The organism is Halorubellus salinus, from assembly GCF_020567525.1.
In the GTDB taxonomy this organism is placed as follows: Archaea; Halobacteriota; Halobacteria; order Halobacteriales; family Natrialbaceae; genus Halorubellus; species Halorubellus salinus.
The window spans coordinates 76,354-91,193 of the sequence record NZ_JAJCVI010000008.1 but is presented as its reverse complement, the minus strand read 5'-3'; the positions used below and the strand labels follow the sequence as shown (position 1 = coordinate 91,193).

Here is a 14,840-nt window from a genome sequence, read left to right as displayed (position 1 = left end):
GGTCCGAGTGGATGCCCGCGTCAGGCGCCGGTCTCGGTGACGGTGAGCGTGTACTCGCCGCTGCCGCTGTAGGCGTCGACGAGGATGCCGAGTTCGTCGTCGGGCGTGACGGCGTCGACGACGACGGTCTCGGTGCTGGAGTCGCTGGTGCCCGCTGCGTCGTAACTCGCGGTCGTGGGTCGGTGCCCGGTGCGCGTGACGTAGAGGTCGAAGTCGGCGTCGCTCGGGCCGTCGAGCGCGATCTCGACCTGGCAAGGGTCGCTCAGGTCGGTCGTGTACGTGAACGAGTCGTCGTCGTACCAGCCGGCGAGTTCGCCGCTCACGCTGTCGGTGGTGGTGACGCGCCCGCAGCCCATGTCGCCGTTCGCGTGGAACGGCTCGCGGAGCCCCCACGGGTCGGGGCCGAAGTTCGTCGTCGTCGGGAGCGTCTCGTCGCCGGCGAGGTTGTTCGCGGCGTCGGTGACGGCGGTATCCGAGAGTCGGAGCGGGCTCCCGAACGCGTTCGCGACCGCGTTCAGGCGGTCGCGGGCCTCGGCCGACGCGTTCGAGCCGGACGCGAGGACGACGGCGCCGCCGTCGGCCGCGAACGCGTACAGCGCTTCGAGTTCCGCGTCCGTGAAGTCCGCCAGCGGCGTGGAGACGAGGATGGCGCGTGCGTCGTCGAGCGCGTCGCTCGTGACGTCGTTGACGCCCGCGAGGTCGACGTCGAACCCTTCGAGGTACCGCTGGAAGTACGCGACGTCCTCCGCGGACAGGCCCGCGCTCGCGTTGAACTGGCCGTGGCCGCCCTCGACGAGGACGCGGCCCTCGAGCCGGTCGCTGAGGCCGTCAACGAGGTTCGCGACGAACGCGAAGTTGTCGTACGCGCTCGTGTCCTCGTCGAACCCTTCGGCTTGCTCGTAGCCCTCGTCGAGCACGAGTCCGCCCAGCACTGCGAGGTTGTGGTTCGGGTCGATGCCCGCGAGCGGCGCGCGCGGCGCCGAGGCGTCGCGGCTCGCGCGGATGGGCGCGAACGGACCGTTCAGGCGACCGCGGGTCGTCTCGACCTTCGTCGCCTTCGGCACGTACACCTCGTCGACGCCGTCGTTCCGGACCGTCGGCGTCAGGTTCGGGTTGCTGTTCGTCCAGATGCCCTTCGCGGCGTCGCGCGCCGCGTCCTCGGCGGCCTGGAACGCGTCGAGCTTCGAGAGGCTGGACGCGTACGAGCGCGCGTACCCCTCCTCGACGAGTTGCTGGTTGTAGAGCGTGTCGCGGCTCCCGGAGCCGTCGTCGTACTCGATGTACGCGAGCACGCGACCGAACGGGTCCTTGACGCCGCCGTTGAACTCGCTGCCGACGGGGTCGAAGGAGATGTCGACGGTCTCGCCGGCGAGCGCGTCCCGCGCGAACTGCGTCGCGAGTTCGGCGTGGTACGCGAGGTAGGGGTAGTCGGCGTCCCAGAACTCCTCGACGTCGTCGACGCCCTGGCGCTTCGCGAACCACGCGCCGAACCCGCTCGCGTTCAGGTTCGTGGTCGCGGGCGCGAACGGCGCGCCGGCGTTGTTCTCCTCGTCGACGACCTGCGCGTCACCGAACCGGAAGTCGAGGTCGAGCGCGTCCGCGATGGCGTTGAGGTTCCCGGTCTGGTCGTAGTCGTTGTAGTCGTCCTGGTCGTGGAGGAAGACGGCACCACCGGCGTCGACGAAGTCCGAGAGCGCGGACAGCTCGCTCTCGCTGAACGCACCGGGCGAGGTGACGACGAGCGCGTCCGCGTCGCCCGTGTCGCTCGGAATCGCGGAGCCGGCTTCGACCTCGAACCCGTTGTCCTCGGCGTACGCGGCGAATCCACTGAACTTGTCGAGCGAGTAGAACTGGCCGTGGCTCTCGTCCCAGCGGACGGTGCCGGAGCCGACGACGTCGCTCCAGACGTTCAGGACGAACTCCTCGTTGTCCGCGGCGACGTCGTAGCCGTCCGCCACGATGGGTGCGGGGAACCCGACGACGTTCCCGTCGCGCGCGACGAGCGGGACGTCCTCGCCGTCGGGGTACGTGACGGCGTCGCCGTTCCCGTCGCCGTCCTGGACGACCGCGGGCGACTCCGCCCAGACGGCGACCGAGGACGCGTCGGTGATCGGTTCGCCGTTCGCGTCGAGCAGCGGCGCGGCGCCCTCGCCGAACACGAGCCGGGAGACGGGTTCGCCCTCGCCGCCGACGACGAGGTCCGCGCCGACGCCCTCGCGCGGCGCGAACACGTCGAACGCCGGGTTGAACCGTCGCGTGACCGGACGGAACGGTGCGCCCGTGTTCGAGGACTCGTCGACGACCTGGTCGTCGTTGAACCGGAACGGCGCGTCGAGCGCGCTCGCGACCGCGTTCAGGTCGTCGGTGGCGTCGTAGTCCTCGTAGTCCGCCACGTCGTGGAGGAACACCGAGCCGCCGTTCGCGGCGAAGTCCGCGAGCGCCGACAGCTCGCCGTCGGTGTAGGACTCGCTCGTCGACGGGATGACGACCGCGTCCGCGCCCGACAGGTCGTTCGCGACGTCGCTGGTGGACTCGACCGTGTAGCCGTTCGAGCCCGCGTAGTCGGCGAACGTCGAGAACCCGCCGAGGTCGTTGTACTGGTTGTGGGTCTCGTCCCAGAGGACGGTCCCGGACCCGCCGAGTTGCTGGTCCCAGACGTTCAGGAGCAGTTCCTCGTTGTGGAGGTCCGAGTTGTACTGGAGCGTGTCGTCGTCGACGAGCGTCGACCCGACGGCGACGACGTTCCCGTCGATCGCGAGCAACGGGATGTCGCCGTGCTCGCCGTAGTCGACCGCGTCGCCGTTCCCGTCCGCGTCCTTGTTCGTCGCGGACTCCTCCGCCCAGACGGCGACGACCGAGTCGTCCAGCAGGCGACCGCCGTCGGCGTTCAGGAGGCTGCACGTCGTCCCGAACTGGACGTCGGTGAGGCCGACGCGGTCGGCGAGGCCCTCCCACTCCTCGGGGCGCTCGTACTGGCCGTTCCCCTTCTTCTCGGCGGTGTCGACGCCGAGCACGCGGATGGACTCCACGCGGCCGTCGTCGAACTGGACGTCGACGGTGTCCCCGTCGGAGACGCCGACGACGTCGACCGTGTACGTCTTCTCCGGGTCGAGCGCGTTCGCCTCGTCGATACCCGGCCGGTTCTCGAAGTACCCCGCGAAGTCCGCGGTGTTGAAGTTCGCCGTGAGCGGGACGAACTCCGCGCCGTTGTTGTTCGAACCGTCGACGACCTGGTCGTCGTTGAAGCGGAACCCGGCGTCGACGGCCGCGGCGAGCGCGTTCGAGTTCGCGGTCTGGTCGAAGTCGCGGAAGTCCGACTGCGAGACGAGCACGAGCGTCCCGCCGTTCGCGACGAAGTCCACGAGCGCCGTCTTCTCGGCGTCGGTGAACGCCTCGCTTGGTGGCGTGACGACGAGCGCGTCCGCGCCCGAGAGGTCGGCGGCGACGTCCGTCGTCGACTCCAGGCTGTACCCGTTCCGTTCCGCGTACGTCTCGAACTGCTTGAACCCGGGGCCGTTCCCGCCGTTCCCGCTGGAGTCGAGCTGGTAGAACTGGCCGTGGCCGTCGTCCCAGAGGATGGTCCCCGAGCCGACGGTCTCGTCGAGCGCGTTCAGGAGGAACTCCTCGTTCCCGGCCTTGAAGTCCGAGTCGTTCGGGACGAGCGGACACCCGATACCGACGACCGTACCCGCGCTCGATTCGTCGACGGCGACGAGCGGGATGTCGGTTCCCTCGGGATACGTGGTCGCGTCACCGTTCCCGTCCGAGTCCGTGTTCGACGCGGTCGATTCCGCCCAGACGGGCACGAGCGAGGCGTCGGTGAGCGGTTCGCCGTTCACGTCGAGGAGGCTCGCCGTGGAGTCGAACGCGAGCGGGTCGACCGTCGCGGCGGCCGCGCGCACCTGTTCTGTGCCCAGTACTCCGAGCCCGCTGGCGACCCCTGTGCCAGCGACCCCCGAGAGGAAGTTTCGTCGTTGCACACGGTGTAACCCCACACACATTCTAATAAAACAAGCGAAATCGGGAAGTAAATTTACTCTAGTTGTACCGAGATATACTGTGACATCAGTTCGCATCGACTGGCGTCCAGAGGAACCACGCTCGCGCCGACGGAAACGGTATCATGGCCGGCGCGGCGCGAACCGGGACCGAGTGTAGAAGGCTTTATTTTCGGTCTGTGCAAGGTTTGCGTATGGACTTCGACCTGCCGACCGAGCACCAGATGATCCAGGAGGAGGTACGGCGGTTCTGCGACGAGGAGATCGAACCGATCGCGCAGGATATCGAGGACGAGCACCGGTTCCCCCAGGAGATCTTCGACCAGCTCGCCGACCTCGACGTCATGGGCGTCCCCATCGACGAGGAGTACGGCGGCCTCGGTGGTGACACGCTCATGTACGCGGTCGTCGCGGAGGAACTCGGTCGCGTCTCGGGGTCGGTCGCACTCTCGTACGTCGCGCACACCTCGCTGGGGACGAAGCCCCTGGACCTGTTCGGCACCCCCAAGCAGAAGGAGGAGTGGCTCGAGCCGCTCGCGTCCGGCGAGGGCATGGGCGCGTGGGCGCTCACCGAGCCCGGTAGCGGGAGCGACGCGAGCGACATGGACACGATGGCGGTCAAGGACGGCGACGAGTACGTCCTGAACGGCACGAAGCAGTTCATCACGAACGCGAACGTCGCGAACAGCGTGCTCGTGAAGGCCGTCACCGACCCGGGTGCGGGCTACGACGGCATCTCGACGTTCATCGTCGACCCGGAGAACGACGACGGGTTCGAGGTGTCGACGGTCTGGGACAAGATGGGGTTGAACGCGAGCCCGACCTGCGAGATCCAGCTCGACGACGTCCGCGTCCCCGAGGACCGCCTGCTCGGCGAGGAGGGCGAGGGCTGGAAGCAGACGATGAAGACCCTCGACGGCGGCCGCATCAGTATCGCCGCCATCTCAACGGGGCTCGCGCAGGGCGCGTACGAGGCCGCGAAGACCTACAGCAAGGAACGCGAGCAGTTCGGGAAGCCCATCAGCAAGTTCGACGCCATCCGCGACAAGATCGTGCACATGGAGCGTCAGGTCGAGCGCGCGCGCCTGCTCACGCACAAGTCCGCGTGGCAGTACGACCAGGGCGAGTCCGTGACGAAGTCCAGTTCGCTCGCGAAGCTCGACGCGAGCGAGGCCGCGCGCAAGGTCGCCGAAGAGGCCGTGCAGGTCCTGGGCGGGTACGGCTACACCGAGGACTTCTCGCCCCAGCGGTTCATGCGCGACGCGAAGCTCATGGAGATCGGCGAGGGCACCAGCGAGATACAGCACCTCGTCATCGGCCGCGAACTCGGCCTCTAAGAGCGCGACCCTCCACAGAATCCCCGCCGTTCGTCGCTACCGACTGTTCTCAGAATCCGCGGCGTTCGTCGTCGCGGACGTTCTCGCGGGCGGCCTGAGCGTTCGCGACGGTGACGAGGATGACGCCGCCGAGCATCGCGACGCCACCTGCGAGTCCGAGCCCCTCGTAGCCGTTACTGTACAGCCAGGGCATCACGAGGAAGCCGTAGAGGAGGACGGCGCCCGTGAACGCGGTCTTGTGTTCGACGAGGACCGCGGTGAGCTTGTCGACGAGCGGCGGGTCGTCTTCGGGGTCCGGCGCGTTCGCGCGAGCGTCGGCGGCTGCCTCGTCCGCTCGCGGCGGTGGGCCCCCATCACCGCTCCCGCTGCCACCCCACGCGGCGTTCAGTCCGTCGCCGGCGTCGGTGTCGTCGTCGCGGTCCGCTGGCATACTCCACGGTCACGGCCGAATCCTGATAAATCCACGCAGATGCACCGCTCGCCGCGCGAGCCACGGCAACCGCTGGTGGACGTGTAACCTGGAAAGCGAGAACCGTCGAGCCTCCGCGAAGTCCCCAGTCAGGGCCAGTTGCCGGCGTCCTCGTACGCGTTGAGGACGCGCTGGATGGCGTTGACGTAACACGCCGTGCGGAGGTTCGGCGTGTCGAAGGACTCGTAGGCCTCGGTCATGCGCTCGAACGCGTTGACGATGATGGTCTCGAGTTCGTCGTTCACGCGGTCCTCGTCCCAGTAGAAGCGCTGGCGGTTCTGGACCCACTCGAAGTAACTGACGGTGACGCCGCCGGCGTTCGCGAGGATGTCCGGGACGACGTGGACGTCGCGCTCGGTGAGGACGTCGTCGGCGTCGGGCGTGAGCGGGCCGTTCGCGGCCTCGACGATGACGTCCGCGGAGACCTCGCGGGCGAGTTCCTCGTCGATGGCGTTCTCGAGCGCTGCGGGAACGAGGAGGTCGACGTCCATCGTGAGGAGGTCCTCGTTCGTGAACTCCTCGTCGGAATCCTCGTAGCCCGCGACAGAGCCGGTCTCGCGCTTGAAGTCCTTGACGGCGACCGGGTCGAAGCCATCTGCCTTGTGGATGGCGCCCGAGGAGTCGCTGACGGCGACGACGTCCGCGCCGAGGTCGTCGATGAGTTTCGCCGCGATCCAGCCGGCGTTCCCGTAGCCCTGCACGGCGACCGTCGCGTCGCTGATGTCGCGGCCGAGGTAGTCGAAGACCTCGCGCGCGGCGAGCATCGTCGAGCGACCCGTCGCCTCGACGCGCCCCTCGCTCCCGCCGGACTCGATGGCCTTCCCGGTGACGACGCCCGGCTCGGTCTTCCCTTCGAGCGTCTCGTACGTGTCCTTGATCCAGTTCATCTCGCGCTGGCCCGTGTTCACGTCGGGCGCGGGGATGTCCTCGTCCTCGCCGACGAACGGACGGAGTTCCTTCGCGAACGCTCGCGTGACGCGCTCGACCTCGCCCGCGGAGTGCTCGCTCGGGTCGATGACGATGCCGCCCTTCCCGCCGCCGTAGGGGATGCCGACGGTCGCGCACTTGTAGACCATCCAGCCCGAGAGCGCCTTGACCTCGTCGCGGTTGACGCCCGGGTGGTAGCGGATACCGCCCTTGTAGGGGCCGCGGTCGCCGTTGAACTGCGATCGGAACGCCTTGAAGCGACCCGTGGTCCCGTCGTCCATGTCGACGGTGAGGTTCGTCTCGAGGACGCGCTCGGGGTGCTTCAGGCGGTCGATGACGTCGTCGCCGGCGTCGATGTACGCCGCCGCGTCGTCGATCTGCTCCTGGAGGCTCTCGAAGGGGTTCGCTTCTTGGGTCATCGAGTGAAGAAACTCGAAGCCCCGGGTTAAGCGTGGCGGAATTATAGGACTGAATACGACTTATAGCCAATGAAGGCTCCTTATATGAGTCGTGCTAGCACGATTGGGTCGTGGATTGCCGGGTTCACCGGATGGTCCGCCGGCGAGTCCGCGTTCGGGCGTCTTCGGCGGCGCGGGCGCCCGTGCTTAGTCGTCGTCGGCGGCGCGAGCGCGGTCGACGATGCGTTGGGCCTGTGCGACGAGCGGCGCGTCGATCATCTCGCCGTCAACCTGGAAGACGCCGCGGCCCTCGGCGTCCGCGTCGGCTTTCGCGTCCAGGACGCGCTCGGCCCAGTCGACGTCCTCGGCGTCGGGCGTGAACGCGTCGTTGATGGGGTCGACCTGCGAGGGATGGATGGCCATCTTCCCGTCGTATCCCAGCTGGATGGCGAACGCGGTCTCCTCGCGGAGGCCTTCGGTGTCCGAGAAGTCCGTGTAGACGGTGTCGATGGCGTCCACGTCGGCGCTCGCGGCGGCGAGCACGACGTGCTCGCGGGCGTACAGCACCTCGGTCCCGTCGCTCGTTCGGGTGGCGCCGACGTCCGCGGAGAGGTCCTCGGCGCCGAAGACGAGCGCGTCGGTGCCGTCCGCGTTCCCGATGGATTCGGCGTGCAGCACGCCGCTCGCACTCTCGACGAGCGCGAGCACGGGCGGGGTCTCGCGCGGGAAGAGGTAGTCGAAGCTCCGGACGTCGTCGCCGCTCGCGCACTTCGGGAGCATGAACGCGTCCAGTCGCGCGTCCTCGAGGTGCGGTTCGAGCGCGTCCACGTCGGCTTCGGCGGTCGCAACGTCCGCGTCCGTCCCGCTCGCAGCGTCGTCGTCAGCGACGGGGTTGACGCGCACGCACACCTCGCAGTCCGGGTCGAACGCCTCGTCCGTGAGGACGGCCGCGACCGCCTCGCGCGCCTCGTGCTTCCGGGCGGGCGCGACGGCGTCCTCGAGGTCGAACACGACGACGTCCGCGCCCGTCGCGGGCGCCTTCCGCATCAGTTCCGGTCGGTCCCCCGGCGAGAACAGCACGCTACGTCGAGTCATACGACCCCGTGCGTCGCGGACCGCCGTAAGTGTCCGCGGTTCGACGCGCCCCCGAGTCGACTCGACTTCGTCGGGAGCGACGCTCGGGTGTCGTTCGAGCAAGCAGATATATCCGTCCGCTGCCGGTACGATACGACGTGCTCGACAGTTCTCGCCGCGAGGTCATGACCAACATGCTCCTCAGTCGGCCGCGGGACGTCATCGTCAGCGGCGTCAGCTCGCTCGTCGTGCGACTCACCGGTATCGAAGCGCTCGAGGACGACGGCGACGACGGCGACGAATCGGACGAGGAGTGAGCGTCGCCCCGGCGAGGAGACGGTCGACGCGTACCCGCGGTCAGGGCCAGAGACCGCGCGCCTCGTGCGCGTCGGCGACCCGTGAGAGGGCGACGACGTACGCGGCGTCGCGCCACGTGCAGTCCCGGGCCTCGACCTCCTCGCGCACCGCGTCCCACGCCTTCAGCATCTCAGTCTCCAGTTCCTCGTTGACGCGTTCGAGGCTCCACTTCCGGCGGTTGATGTCCTGCAGCCACTCGAAGTAGCTCACGGTGACGCCGCCCGCGTTCGCGAGGATGTCCGGGATGACCTCGACGCCGCGTTCTTCGAGGACGCGGTCGGCGGCGCTGGTCGTCGGGCCGTTCGCGCCCTCGACGACGATGTCCGCTCGGACGTCGTTGACGTTGTCGGCGGTGATGACGTTCCCGACGGCGGCCGGGATGAGGACGTCGACGTCGAGTTCGAGCAGTTCGGCGTTCTCGAGCGACTCGGCGTTCCCGTAGCCGGAGACCATCCCGGGGCGTTCGTCGTGGTCCTGGACGTCGCGCGTGTCGAGCCCGTCGGGGTCGTAGATGGCACCGTCGACGTCGCTGACGGCGACGACGTCCGCGCCGCGGTCGTCGAGGTACCGCGCGGCGTTCGCGCCGACGCTCCCGAAGCCCTGGACGGCGACGGTGACGTCGTCGAGGTCGTAGTCGTAGTACTCGATCGCTTCCTTCGCGACGATGCCGACGGAGCGACCGGGCGCCTTCTCGCGGCCGTAGCTCCCGCCGACGACGGGGGGTTTCCCGGTGACGACGCCGGGCGTCGTCTCGCCTTCCTGCATCGAGTACGCGTCCATGAACCACGCCATCTCCTGGGGGCCGGTGCCCATGTCGGGCGCGGGGATGTCGTGGTTCGGGCCGATGGAGTCCCGGAGTTCCTCCGCGAACCGGCGCGTGAGGCGTTCGACCTCGTCCTCGCTGAGGTCCTTCGGGTCGACGACGATGCCGCCCTTCCCGCCGCCGAAGGGCAGGTCCATGACGGCGCACTTCCAGGTCATCCACATCGAGAGGCCGATGCACTCGTCCTCGCTGACATCGGGGTGGAAGCGCAGGCCGCCCTTGAACGGGCCGCGGACGCTGTCGTGCTGTGCGCGGTAGCCCGTGTACACCTCCCAGGAGCCGTCGTCGCGTTCGAGCGGGACGCTCACGCGCTGGACGCGGTCGGGGTGTTCGAGGCGTTCGATGACGCCGTCGTCCACGTCGAGGTGCGCGGCGGCGCGTGCGAGCTGGCGGCGCGCTGTTTCGAGGGCGGTCTCTTCGTCGGTGTCGTCGGGTTTGGTATCGGTGGCTGTGGCCATGTGGTCACCTCTGGCGCGGCGTGCGTGCTCCGGAACGGTAACCGACCGACCTGCCATGCGAAGGGTTCGCACACGCCGCGCCGAGAACTGCCGGCGTCGGATACGCGTCTGGTGCGACGCCGGGCATCGCATCGGGCTACCCCGCTCTCCGAGTTAACCCTTGTGATAAGGATTCGGGTCGTGCCAGTATCTGCCATCGTGGACTGGTACCACGCCACCTCCGGCCTCCGTCCCTGGTTGAGAAGGCCACGCATGGCTAAGTCGGTCGGGAGCGTATAGATAGTATGCGAGATAGCGTCAAACTCAGCGAACTGGATGCGGCCATCGACGACATCGACTATCCGACCGACCGGGACGACGTCCTCGACAGCTACGGCGAGCTACGGCTCCAGCTCGCCGACGGCGAGGTAACGGTCGAGGAGGTCCTCAGCGATTCGAGCGTCACGCACTTCGAGAGCGCCAGCGAGCTCGCGAGCGAGGTCTTCGCGTTCCTCCCCCGGGAAGCCGTCGGCGAACCCTACCAGTCGGAAGGCGACGGCTAGCCAAGCACGCGTTCTCCGAGTAGGGGCGCACGCGTGGAGCCGTCGGCGACGAGAAGCGTGCGGCGACGCGAGCGCTCAGGTGCGCGCGTCAGTTCCGCGTGCGTGCGACGAGCGCGAGACCGGCGACGGCTGCCGCGACAGCGGCGACGCCGAACCCGGGCGACCCGCCGGAGGCGTCCGTCGTCGACTCGCCGTCCTCGGCGTCACCGTCGTCCATCTCCGTGGAGTCGTCCATCTCGGTCGTGCTCGCGTCGTCGTCCGTCGAGCCGACCGGAAGCGTCGTCGCCGCTTCGCCACCGCTGGACTGGTAGTTCACGTCCATCCCGACGTCGAACTCCCCGCTCTCCGCGGGGTTGACCGCGTCCTCGTAGACGACGACGACCTCGTCGCCCTCGTTCAGTTCGTAGCTACCGCCGAGGCCGACGCGGAGCGTCTCCCCGTTGTTCGCCGCCGAGACCGACGAGAGGTCGTCCGAGACGTTCACGTCGACGGTCGTGCCGGTGGCGTCGTCGCCGCGGTCGATACCGATCTTCGCGACGTCGCCCTGCCCGACGTTCCCGAGGTCGGCGCCGGTGCCGGAGTAGTTCACCGCGAGGCTGTTCCACGAGCCGGCGGAGTCAGCACCGACCGTGACCGTCACGGCGTGCGTCGTGGTGACGCCGGGCTCGGCGCTACCGGCGTCGATGGATGCGTCGCTCGCGGCGGCGGCCGTCCCGGCGACGACCGACAGCGCGAGGACCAATGCGAGCGCAGTCTTCGAGAGCGTTCCTGTGGCGACGTTCATGCGTTCTACGTCCCGACCGAATCGCCTGGCCACGGTAAGCAACCGACCTACGTCAATGGGTCTCCGCCCGGATCGTCGATCCCGCCGGTGCTCGCCGACGGGGTGGGTCGTTCGAGAAACCGAATCGTACTTGGCTGCGGTGGTCGCTCGTCCTCGTATGCCGGGACTGTACTACGAGGAGTTCGAGGAGGGCCAGACCATCGAGCATCGACGCCGCCGTACGGTCTCCGAGAGCGACAACCAGCGGTTCTGCGACATGACCATGAACCAGCAGCCGCTGCACCTCGACGAGGACTTCACCGCCGACACCCAGTTCGGGCAGCGCCTCGTGAACGGCCTCTACACGATGTCGCTCGCGGTCGGCATCACCATCCCCGAGACCACCGACGGCACGATCGTCGCGAACCTCAGTTACGACGACGTCGAGCACCCGAACCCGGTGTTCCACGGCGACACCATCCGCGTGCAGTCGACGGTCACTGACAAACGCGAGACGAGCTCGGGCGAGCGCGGGCTCGTGACGATGCGCGTCGAAGCGTTCGTCGTCGACGCCGACGAGGACCGCCTCGTGGACGCGACCGACGACGAGCACGCGGGGAGTGCCGAGGAACTGCTCGCGTGCGAGTTCGAGCGCACGGTCCTGTCGCTGAAGCGCGAGCACGCCGAGTGATGACGCGCTCGGACCGACTGGACGCGGTCCGCGCGCTGGCGCGGAAGGCCGTGGCACCTGCTCCGTCGTCCCCGACGCTCGCGCGCTGGGGGCTGGGCGCGATGCTCGTCGCTGCGGGTGCGCACAAGCTCGTCGACCCCGCGGGCTGGACGGTGTACGTCACGGACTGGCTCGCGCCGTGGCTCGTCGTCTCGCCGACGCTGTTCATGCTCGCGAACGGCTACCTCGAACTCGCGTTCGGCGGGGCACTGCTCGCGGACCGCGCCGTCGCGTTCGCGGCGTTCGTCGCCACCGTCTCGCTCGCCGCGACGACGTGCTACCTCGCGGTCGTGTGGCTGACGACTGGCGCGTTCGGGGACGTGCTCGCGCGCGACGTCGGCCTCATCGCGCTCGCACTCGTCGTCCTCGTCGACGAACTCGCCGAGTGAGAACGAGACCTCGCACCGCAAGTCGTCGATTAGACGACGCGACGCAGTCGCCAGACCGCACCGTCCGTCCGACGGCGACGGATACGGCTCCGCCGTCAGGCCGACGTCGTCTCGCTGCTGTTCGTGGACGAGCCAGTGCTGTTCGTCGTCGACTCGGTGCTCGACGCCTCGTCCTCGTAGGTGACCGTGACCTCCTGCGTGACCGGCTGGATGTTGTAGGAGGCGGCCTGCCCTCGCTTCACCGGCGTGAAGTCCGCGGTGAACGACGTCGTCTCGCCTTCTCGAATCTCGAAGGCCTTGTTCAGCTTCAGGCCGTCGCTCGGCACCTTCACCTCGGCGTCGCCGCCGCCGTCGGCGAGCGTCGCGTCGACGGCACCGTCGATGGTCACGCGCAGCCAGTCGTAGTCGCCCGTGTCGAGGTCGGCCTCGTTCACGAGCTGGGACCTGTCGCCCTTGACCTCGGTCAGGTCGACGTCGCCGTCCGCGACGTCGATGGTCTCCAGTTCCGCGTCGTCGCCAGCGGGCATCACGTCGAGTTCGACGACGGTGACGACGCAGGACTCGAAGTCCTCGATGTCGCCGGGTCGGTCGCTGACGCGCGTCGCGAGCGTGCCAGTGCTGGCGCCGGCGATACTGCTGAGGCAGCCACCGAAGGCCGCGAGTGTCGACGCACCAACCGCTCCGAGCATCGTTCTGCGTTCCATACCCGGACCTACGGGTTGCCCGTGGTGAACCCACGGCCTAGTTGTTCTGGTAGTAACTGGAAACCACGCGACAGCCGAAGTTGGTCGTGGTGCGGACGGGTCAGATGACGGTGCCGTGTTTCTTGTCCGGGAGGTCCTTCTCGACGGTCTCGTAGAACGCGAACCGGTTCTCGAGCTCCTCCCGGAGCGTGCTCGGCGGCACGATCTCGTCGATGACGACCTCGCTCGCCATCCGATGCACGTCGATGTCCTCGCGGTACTCCTCGCGGAGCTCCGCCTCGCGCTCGGCGCGCTCCTCGGGGTCGTCGATGTCGTTCAGCTTGTTCGCGTACACCGCGTTGATCGCGGCCTCCGGCCCCATGATCGCGATCTCGCCGCTCGGCAGCGCGATCGTGGACTCGGGGTCGTACGCCGGTCCGCTCATCGCGTAGATGCCCGCGCCGTACGCCTTCCGGACGACCACGCACTGCTTCGGGACGGTCGCCGACGACGTCGCGTAGATCATCTTCTTGCCCTTCTCGAGGATGGCGTCCTTCTCGACGCCCGACCCCGCCATGAACCCGGGCGTGTCGGCGAGGTACAGCAGCGGGACGTTGAACGCGTCTGACTTCCAGATGAACTCCGCGGCCTTCTCCGCCGCGTCCGGGAAGATAGCGCCGGCGCGCTGGGCGGGATTGTTCGCGACGATACCGACCGTGCGGCCGTCGATTCTGGCGTAGCCCGTGACGATCTCCGCGCCGTAGTCAGGCTGGAGTTCGAAGAACGAGTCCGCGTCGACGACGCGGTCGATGAGGTCGCGGATGTCGTACCCGCGATTCGGCTCCTGCGGGATCACTTCGTCGATACCCTTGGGGGACTTCTTCGGGGGCGTGCCCTCGGTCTTCGGGGGCTTCTCGTCGCTGTTGTTCGGGAGGTAGCTCACGAGGTCGGCGACGAGTTCGCGCGCGTGCTCCTCGTCCTCGGCGACGAGGTCCGCGCTCCCGGACTCCTCGGCGTGCACGTGCGCGCCACCGAGGTCCTGCATCGAGATATCCTCGCCGGTCACCATCTTCACCATCCGCGGGCTCGCGATCGCCATCGCGCTCATCCCCTCGACCATCACGGTGAAGTCAGCGAACACCGGCGTGTACGCTGCGCCGGCGATACACGGCCCGTAGAGCACGCAGACCTGCGGGACGCGCCCGGAGAGCATCGAGTGATTGTAGTAGTACTTCCCGATGCCCTCGCGGTTCGCGAAGAACCCCGTCTGCTGGTCGATGCGACCCCCCGAGGAGTCCATCAGGTACAGCACGGGCTTGGCGGTCTTGAGCGCGCGCTGTTGCATGCGGAGGAACTTCTCGACGCCCTTCCCCGCCATCGACCCCGCCTTCACGGTGAAGTCGTTCGCCATGAAGTGAACGTCGCGGCCCTCGAAGTCCGCGGCCCCCGTGATGAGGCCGTCCGCGGGGATCTGGTCCTCGTTGTCGAACTCCGCGAACTTCCCGTCCTCGAACAGCATCCCGTCGTCGCCGAACCAGAGGTCGATGCGGTCGCGGACGAACAGCTTCCCCTGCTCGGAGAGGCGGTCCTTGTACTTCTCCGGGCCGCCCTCGAGGATCTCCTCGATCTCCGTCCAGAGGGCGTCCTCGCGGTCGGTCGGGCCGAGTTCGTCCTCGACGGCGGCGGCGACCTCGCCGGCGTCCGCGGGCGTCTCCGCGGTCGCGTCCTCGGGTGCCTCCTCGACTGCCGCGGGCTCGTCTGCGTCGCCGACGAACACCTCGACGTCGTCGCCGAAGCGTTCGGCGAGCGCGCCGGCGATGGCCGAGGCTTCCTCCTCGGTCGCCCCGTCGCTGATTCGGACCTTCATGCCCGGGATTGCTCGCGGCGGTGAG

At 68.4% G+C, this 14,840-nt stretch carries 13 protein-coding genes; 5 read left to right on the top strand and 8 right to left on the bottom strand.

What is annotated here, in order from left to right:
• Window positions 1–20: 20 nt before the first annotated feature.
• A complete protein-coding gene (locus LI336_RS19685) occupies window positions 21–3,980 on the bottom strand; it encodes a DUF4350 domain-containing protein (protein ID WP_227134882.1) in 3,960 nt (1,319 codons plus the stop codon).
• Between the two features lie 212 nt (window positions 3,981–4,192).
• Here LI336_RS19685 and LI336_RS19680 point away from each other — a divergent pair, with 212 nt between their 5' ends.
• The gene (locus tag LI336_RS19680) at window positions 4,193–5,335 is read left to right on the top strand and encodes an acyl-CoA dehydrogenase family protein (protein ID WP_227134881.1); all 1,143 of its coding nucleotides are present in this window, start codon (window positions 4,193–4,195) and stop codon (window positions 5,333–5,335) included.
• A 49-nt stretch (window positions 5,336–5,384) separates the two neighbouring features.
• On the opposite strand, the gene LI336_RS19675 is transcribed toward LI336_RS19680, so the two are convergent.
• The 3 genes from LI336_RS19675 to LI336_RS19665 form a co-directional block, all read right to left on the bottom strand.
• Entirely contained in the window at window positions 5,385–5,765 is a 381-nt protein-coding gene (locus LI336_RS19675) for a hypothetical protein (protein ID WP_227134880.1), read from the bottom strand.
• A 128-nt stretch (window positions 5,766–5,893) separates the two neighbouring features.
• The gene (locus tag LI336_RS19670; protein WP_227134879.1) at window positions 5,894–7,150 is read right to left on the bottom strand and encodes a Glu/Leu/Phe/Val family dehydrogenase; all 1,257 of its coding nucleotides are present in this window, start codon (window positions 7,148–7,150) and stop codon (window positions 5,894–5,896) included.
• A 186-nt stretch (window positions 7,151–7,336) separates the two neighbouring features.
• The gene (locus LI336_RS19665) at window positions 7,337–8,224 is read right to left on the bottom strand and encodes an HpcH/HpaI aldolase/citrate lyase family protein (RefSeq protein ID WP_227134878.1); all 888 of its coding nucleotides are present in this window, start codon (window positions 8,222–8,224) and stop codon (window positions 7,337–7,339) included.
• 137 nt (window positions 8,225–8,361) lie between these two features.
• Here LI336_RS19665 and LI336_RS19660 point away from each other — a divergent pair, with 137 nt between their 5' ends.
• Entirely contained in the window at window positions 8,362–8,520 is a 159-nt protein-coding gene (locus LI336_RS19660; RefSeq protein ID WP_227134877.1) for a hypothetical protein, read from the top strand.
• Between the two features lie 40 nt (window positions 8,521–8,560).
• Here the strand turns inward: LI336_RS19660 and gdhB are convergent, their stop codons facing one another.
• Entirely contained in the window at window positions 8,561–9,841 is a 1,281-nt protein-coding gene (gene gdhB, locus LI336_RS19655; protein WP_227134876.1) for a glutamate dehydrogenase GdhB, read from the bottom strand.
• 284 nt (window positions 9,842–10,125) lie between these two features.
• On the opposite strand from gdhB, the gene LI336_RS19650 reads away from it, so the two are divergent.
• Window positions 10,126–10,383: a DUF5789 family protein gene (locus tag LI336_RS19650; protein WP_227134875.1), complete on the top strand. Its 258-nt coding sequence runs from the start codon at window positions 10,126–10,128 to the stop codon at window positions 10,381–10,383.
• 88 nt (window positions 10,384–10,471) lie between these two features.
• Here the strand turns inward: LI336_RS19650 and LI336_RS19645 are convergent, their stop codons facing one another.
• The gene (locus tag LI336_RS19645) at window positions 10,472–11,167 is read right to left on the bottom strand and encodes a hypothetical protein (RefSeq protein WP_227134874.1); all 696 of its coding nucleotides are present in this window, start codon (window positions 11,165–11,167) and stop codon (window positions 10,472–10,474) included.
• A gap of 157 nt (window positions 11,168–11,324) precedes the next feature.
• Between LI336_RS19645 and LI336_RS19640 the strand changes: the two genes are divergently transcribed.
• Together LI336_RS19640 and LI336_RS19635 are read left to right on the top strand one after the other, a co-directional pair.
• Window positions 11,325–11,837, top strand: coding sequence for a MaoC family dehydratase (locus LI336_RS19640; RefSeq protein WP_227134873.1), 513 nt, complete (start codon window positions 11,325–11,327; stop codon window positions 11,835–11,837).
• The gene (locus LI336_RS19635; protein ID WP_227134872.1) at window positions 11,837–12,265 is read left to right on the top strand and encodes a DoxX family membrane protein; all 429 of its coding nucleotides are present in this window, start codon (window positions 11,837–11,839) and stop codon (window positions 12,263–12,265) included. The genes LI336_RS19640 and LI336_RS19635 overlap by 1 nt, the downstream gene beginning before the upstream one ends.
• A 95-nt stretch (window positions 12,266–12,360) precedes the next feature.
• Here LI336_RS19635 and LI336_RS19630 read toward each other — a convergent pair whose 3' ends face one another.
• The gene (locus LI336_RS19630) at window positions 12,361–12,969 is read right to left on the bottom strand and encodes a DUF4382 domain-containing protein (protein ID WP_227134871.1); all 609 of its coding nucleotides are present in this window, start codon (window positions 12,967–12,969) and stop codon (window positions 12,361–12,363) included.
• Between the two features lie 100 nt (window positions 12,970–13,069).
• Complete coding sequence (locus tag LI336_RS19625; RefSeq protein WP_227134870.1) at window positions 13,070–14,815, bottom strand: acyl-CoA carboxylase subunit beta; 1,746 nt, start codon at window positions 14,813–14,815, stop codon at window positions 13,070–13,072.
• Window positions 14,816–14,840: the final 25 nt, after the last annotated feature.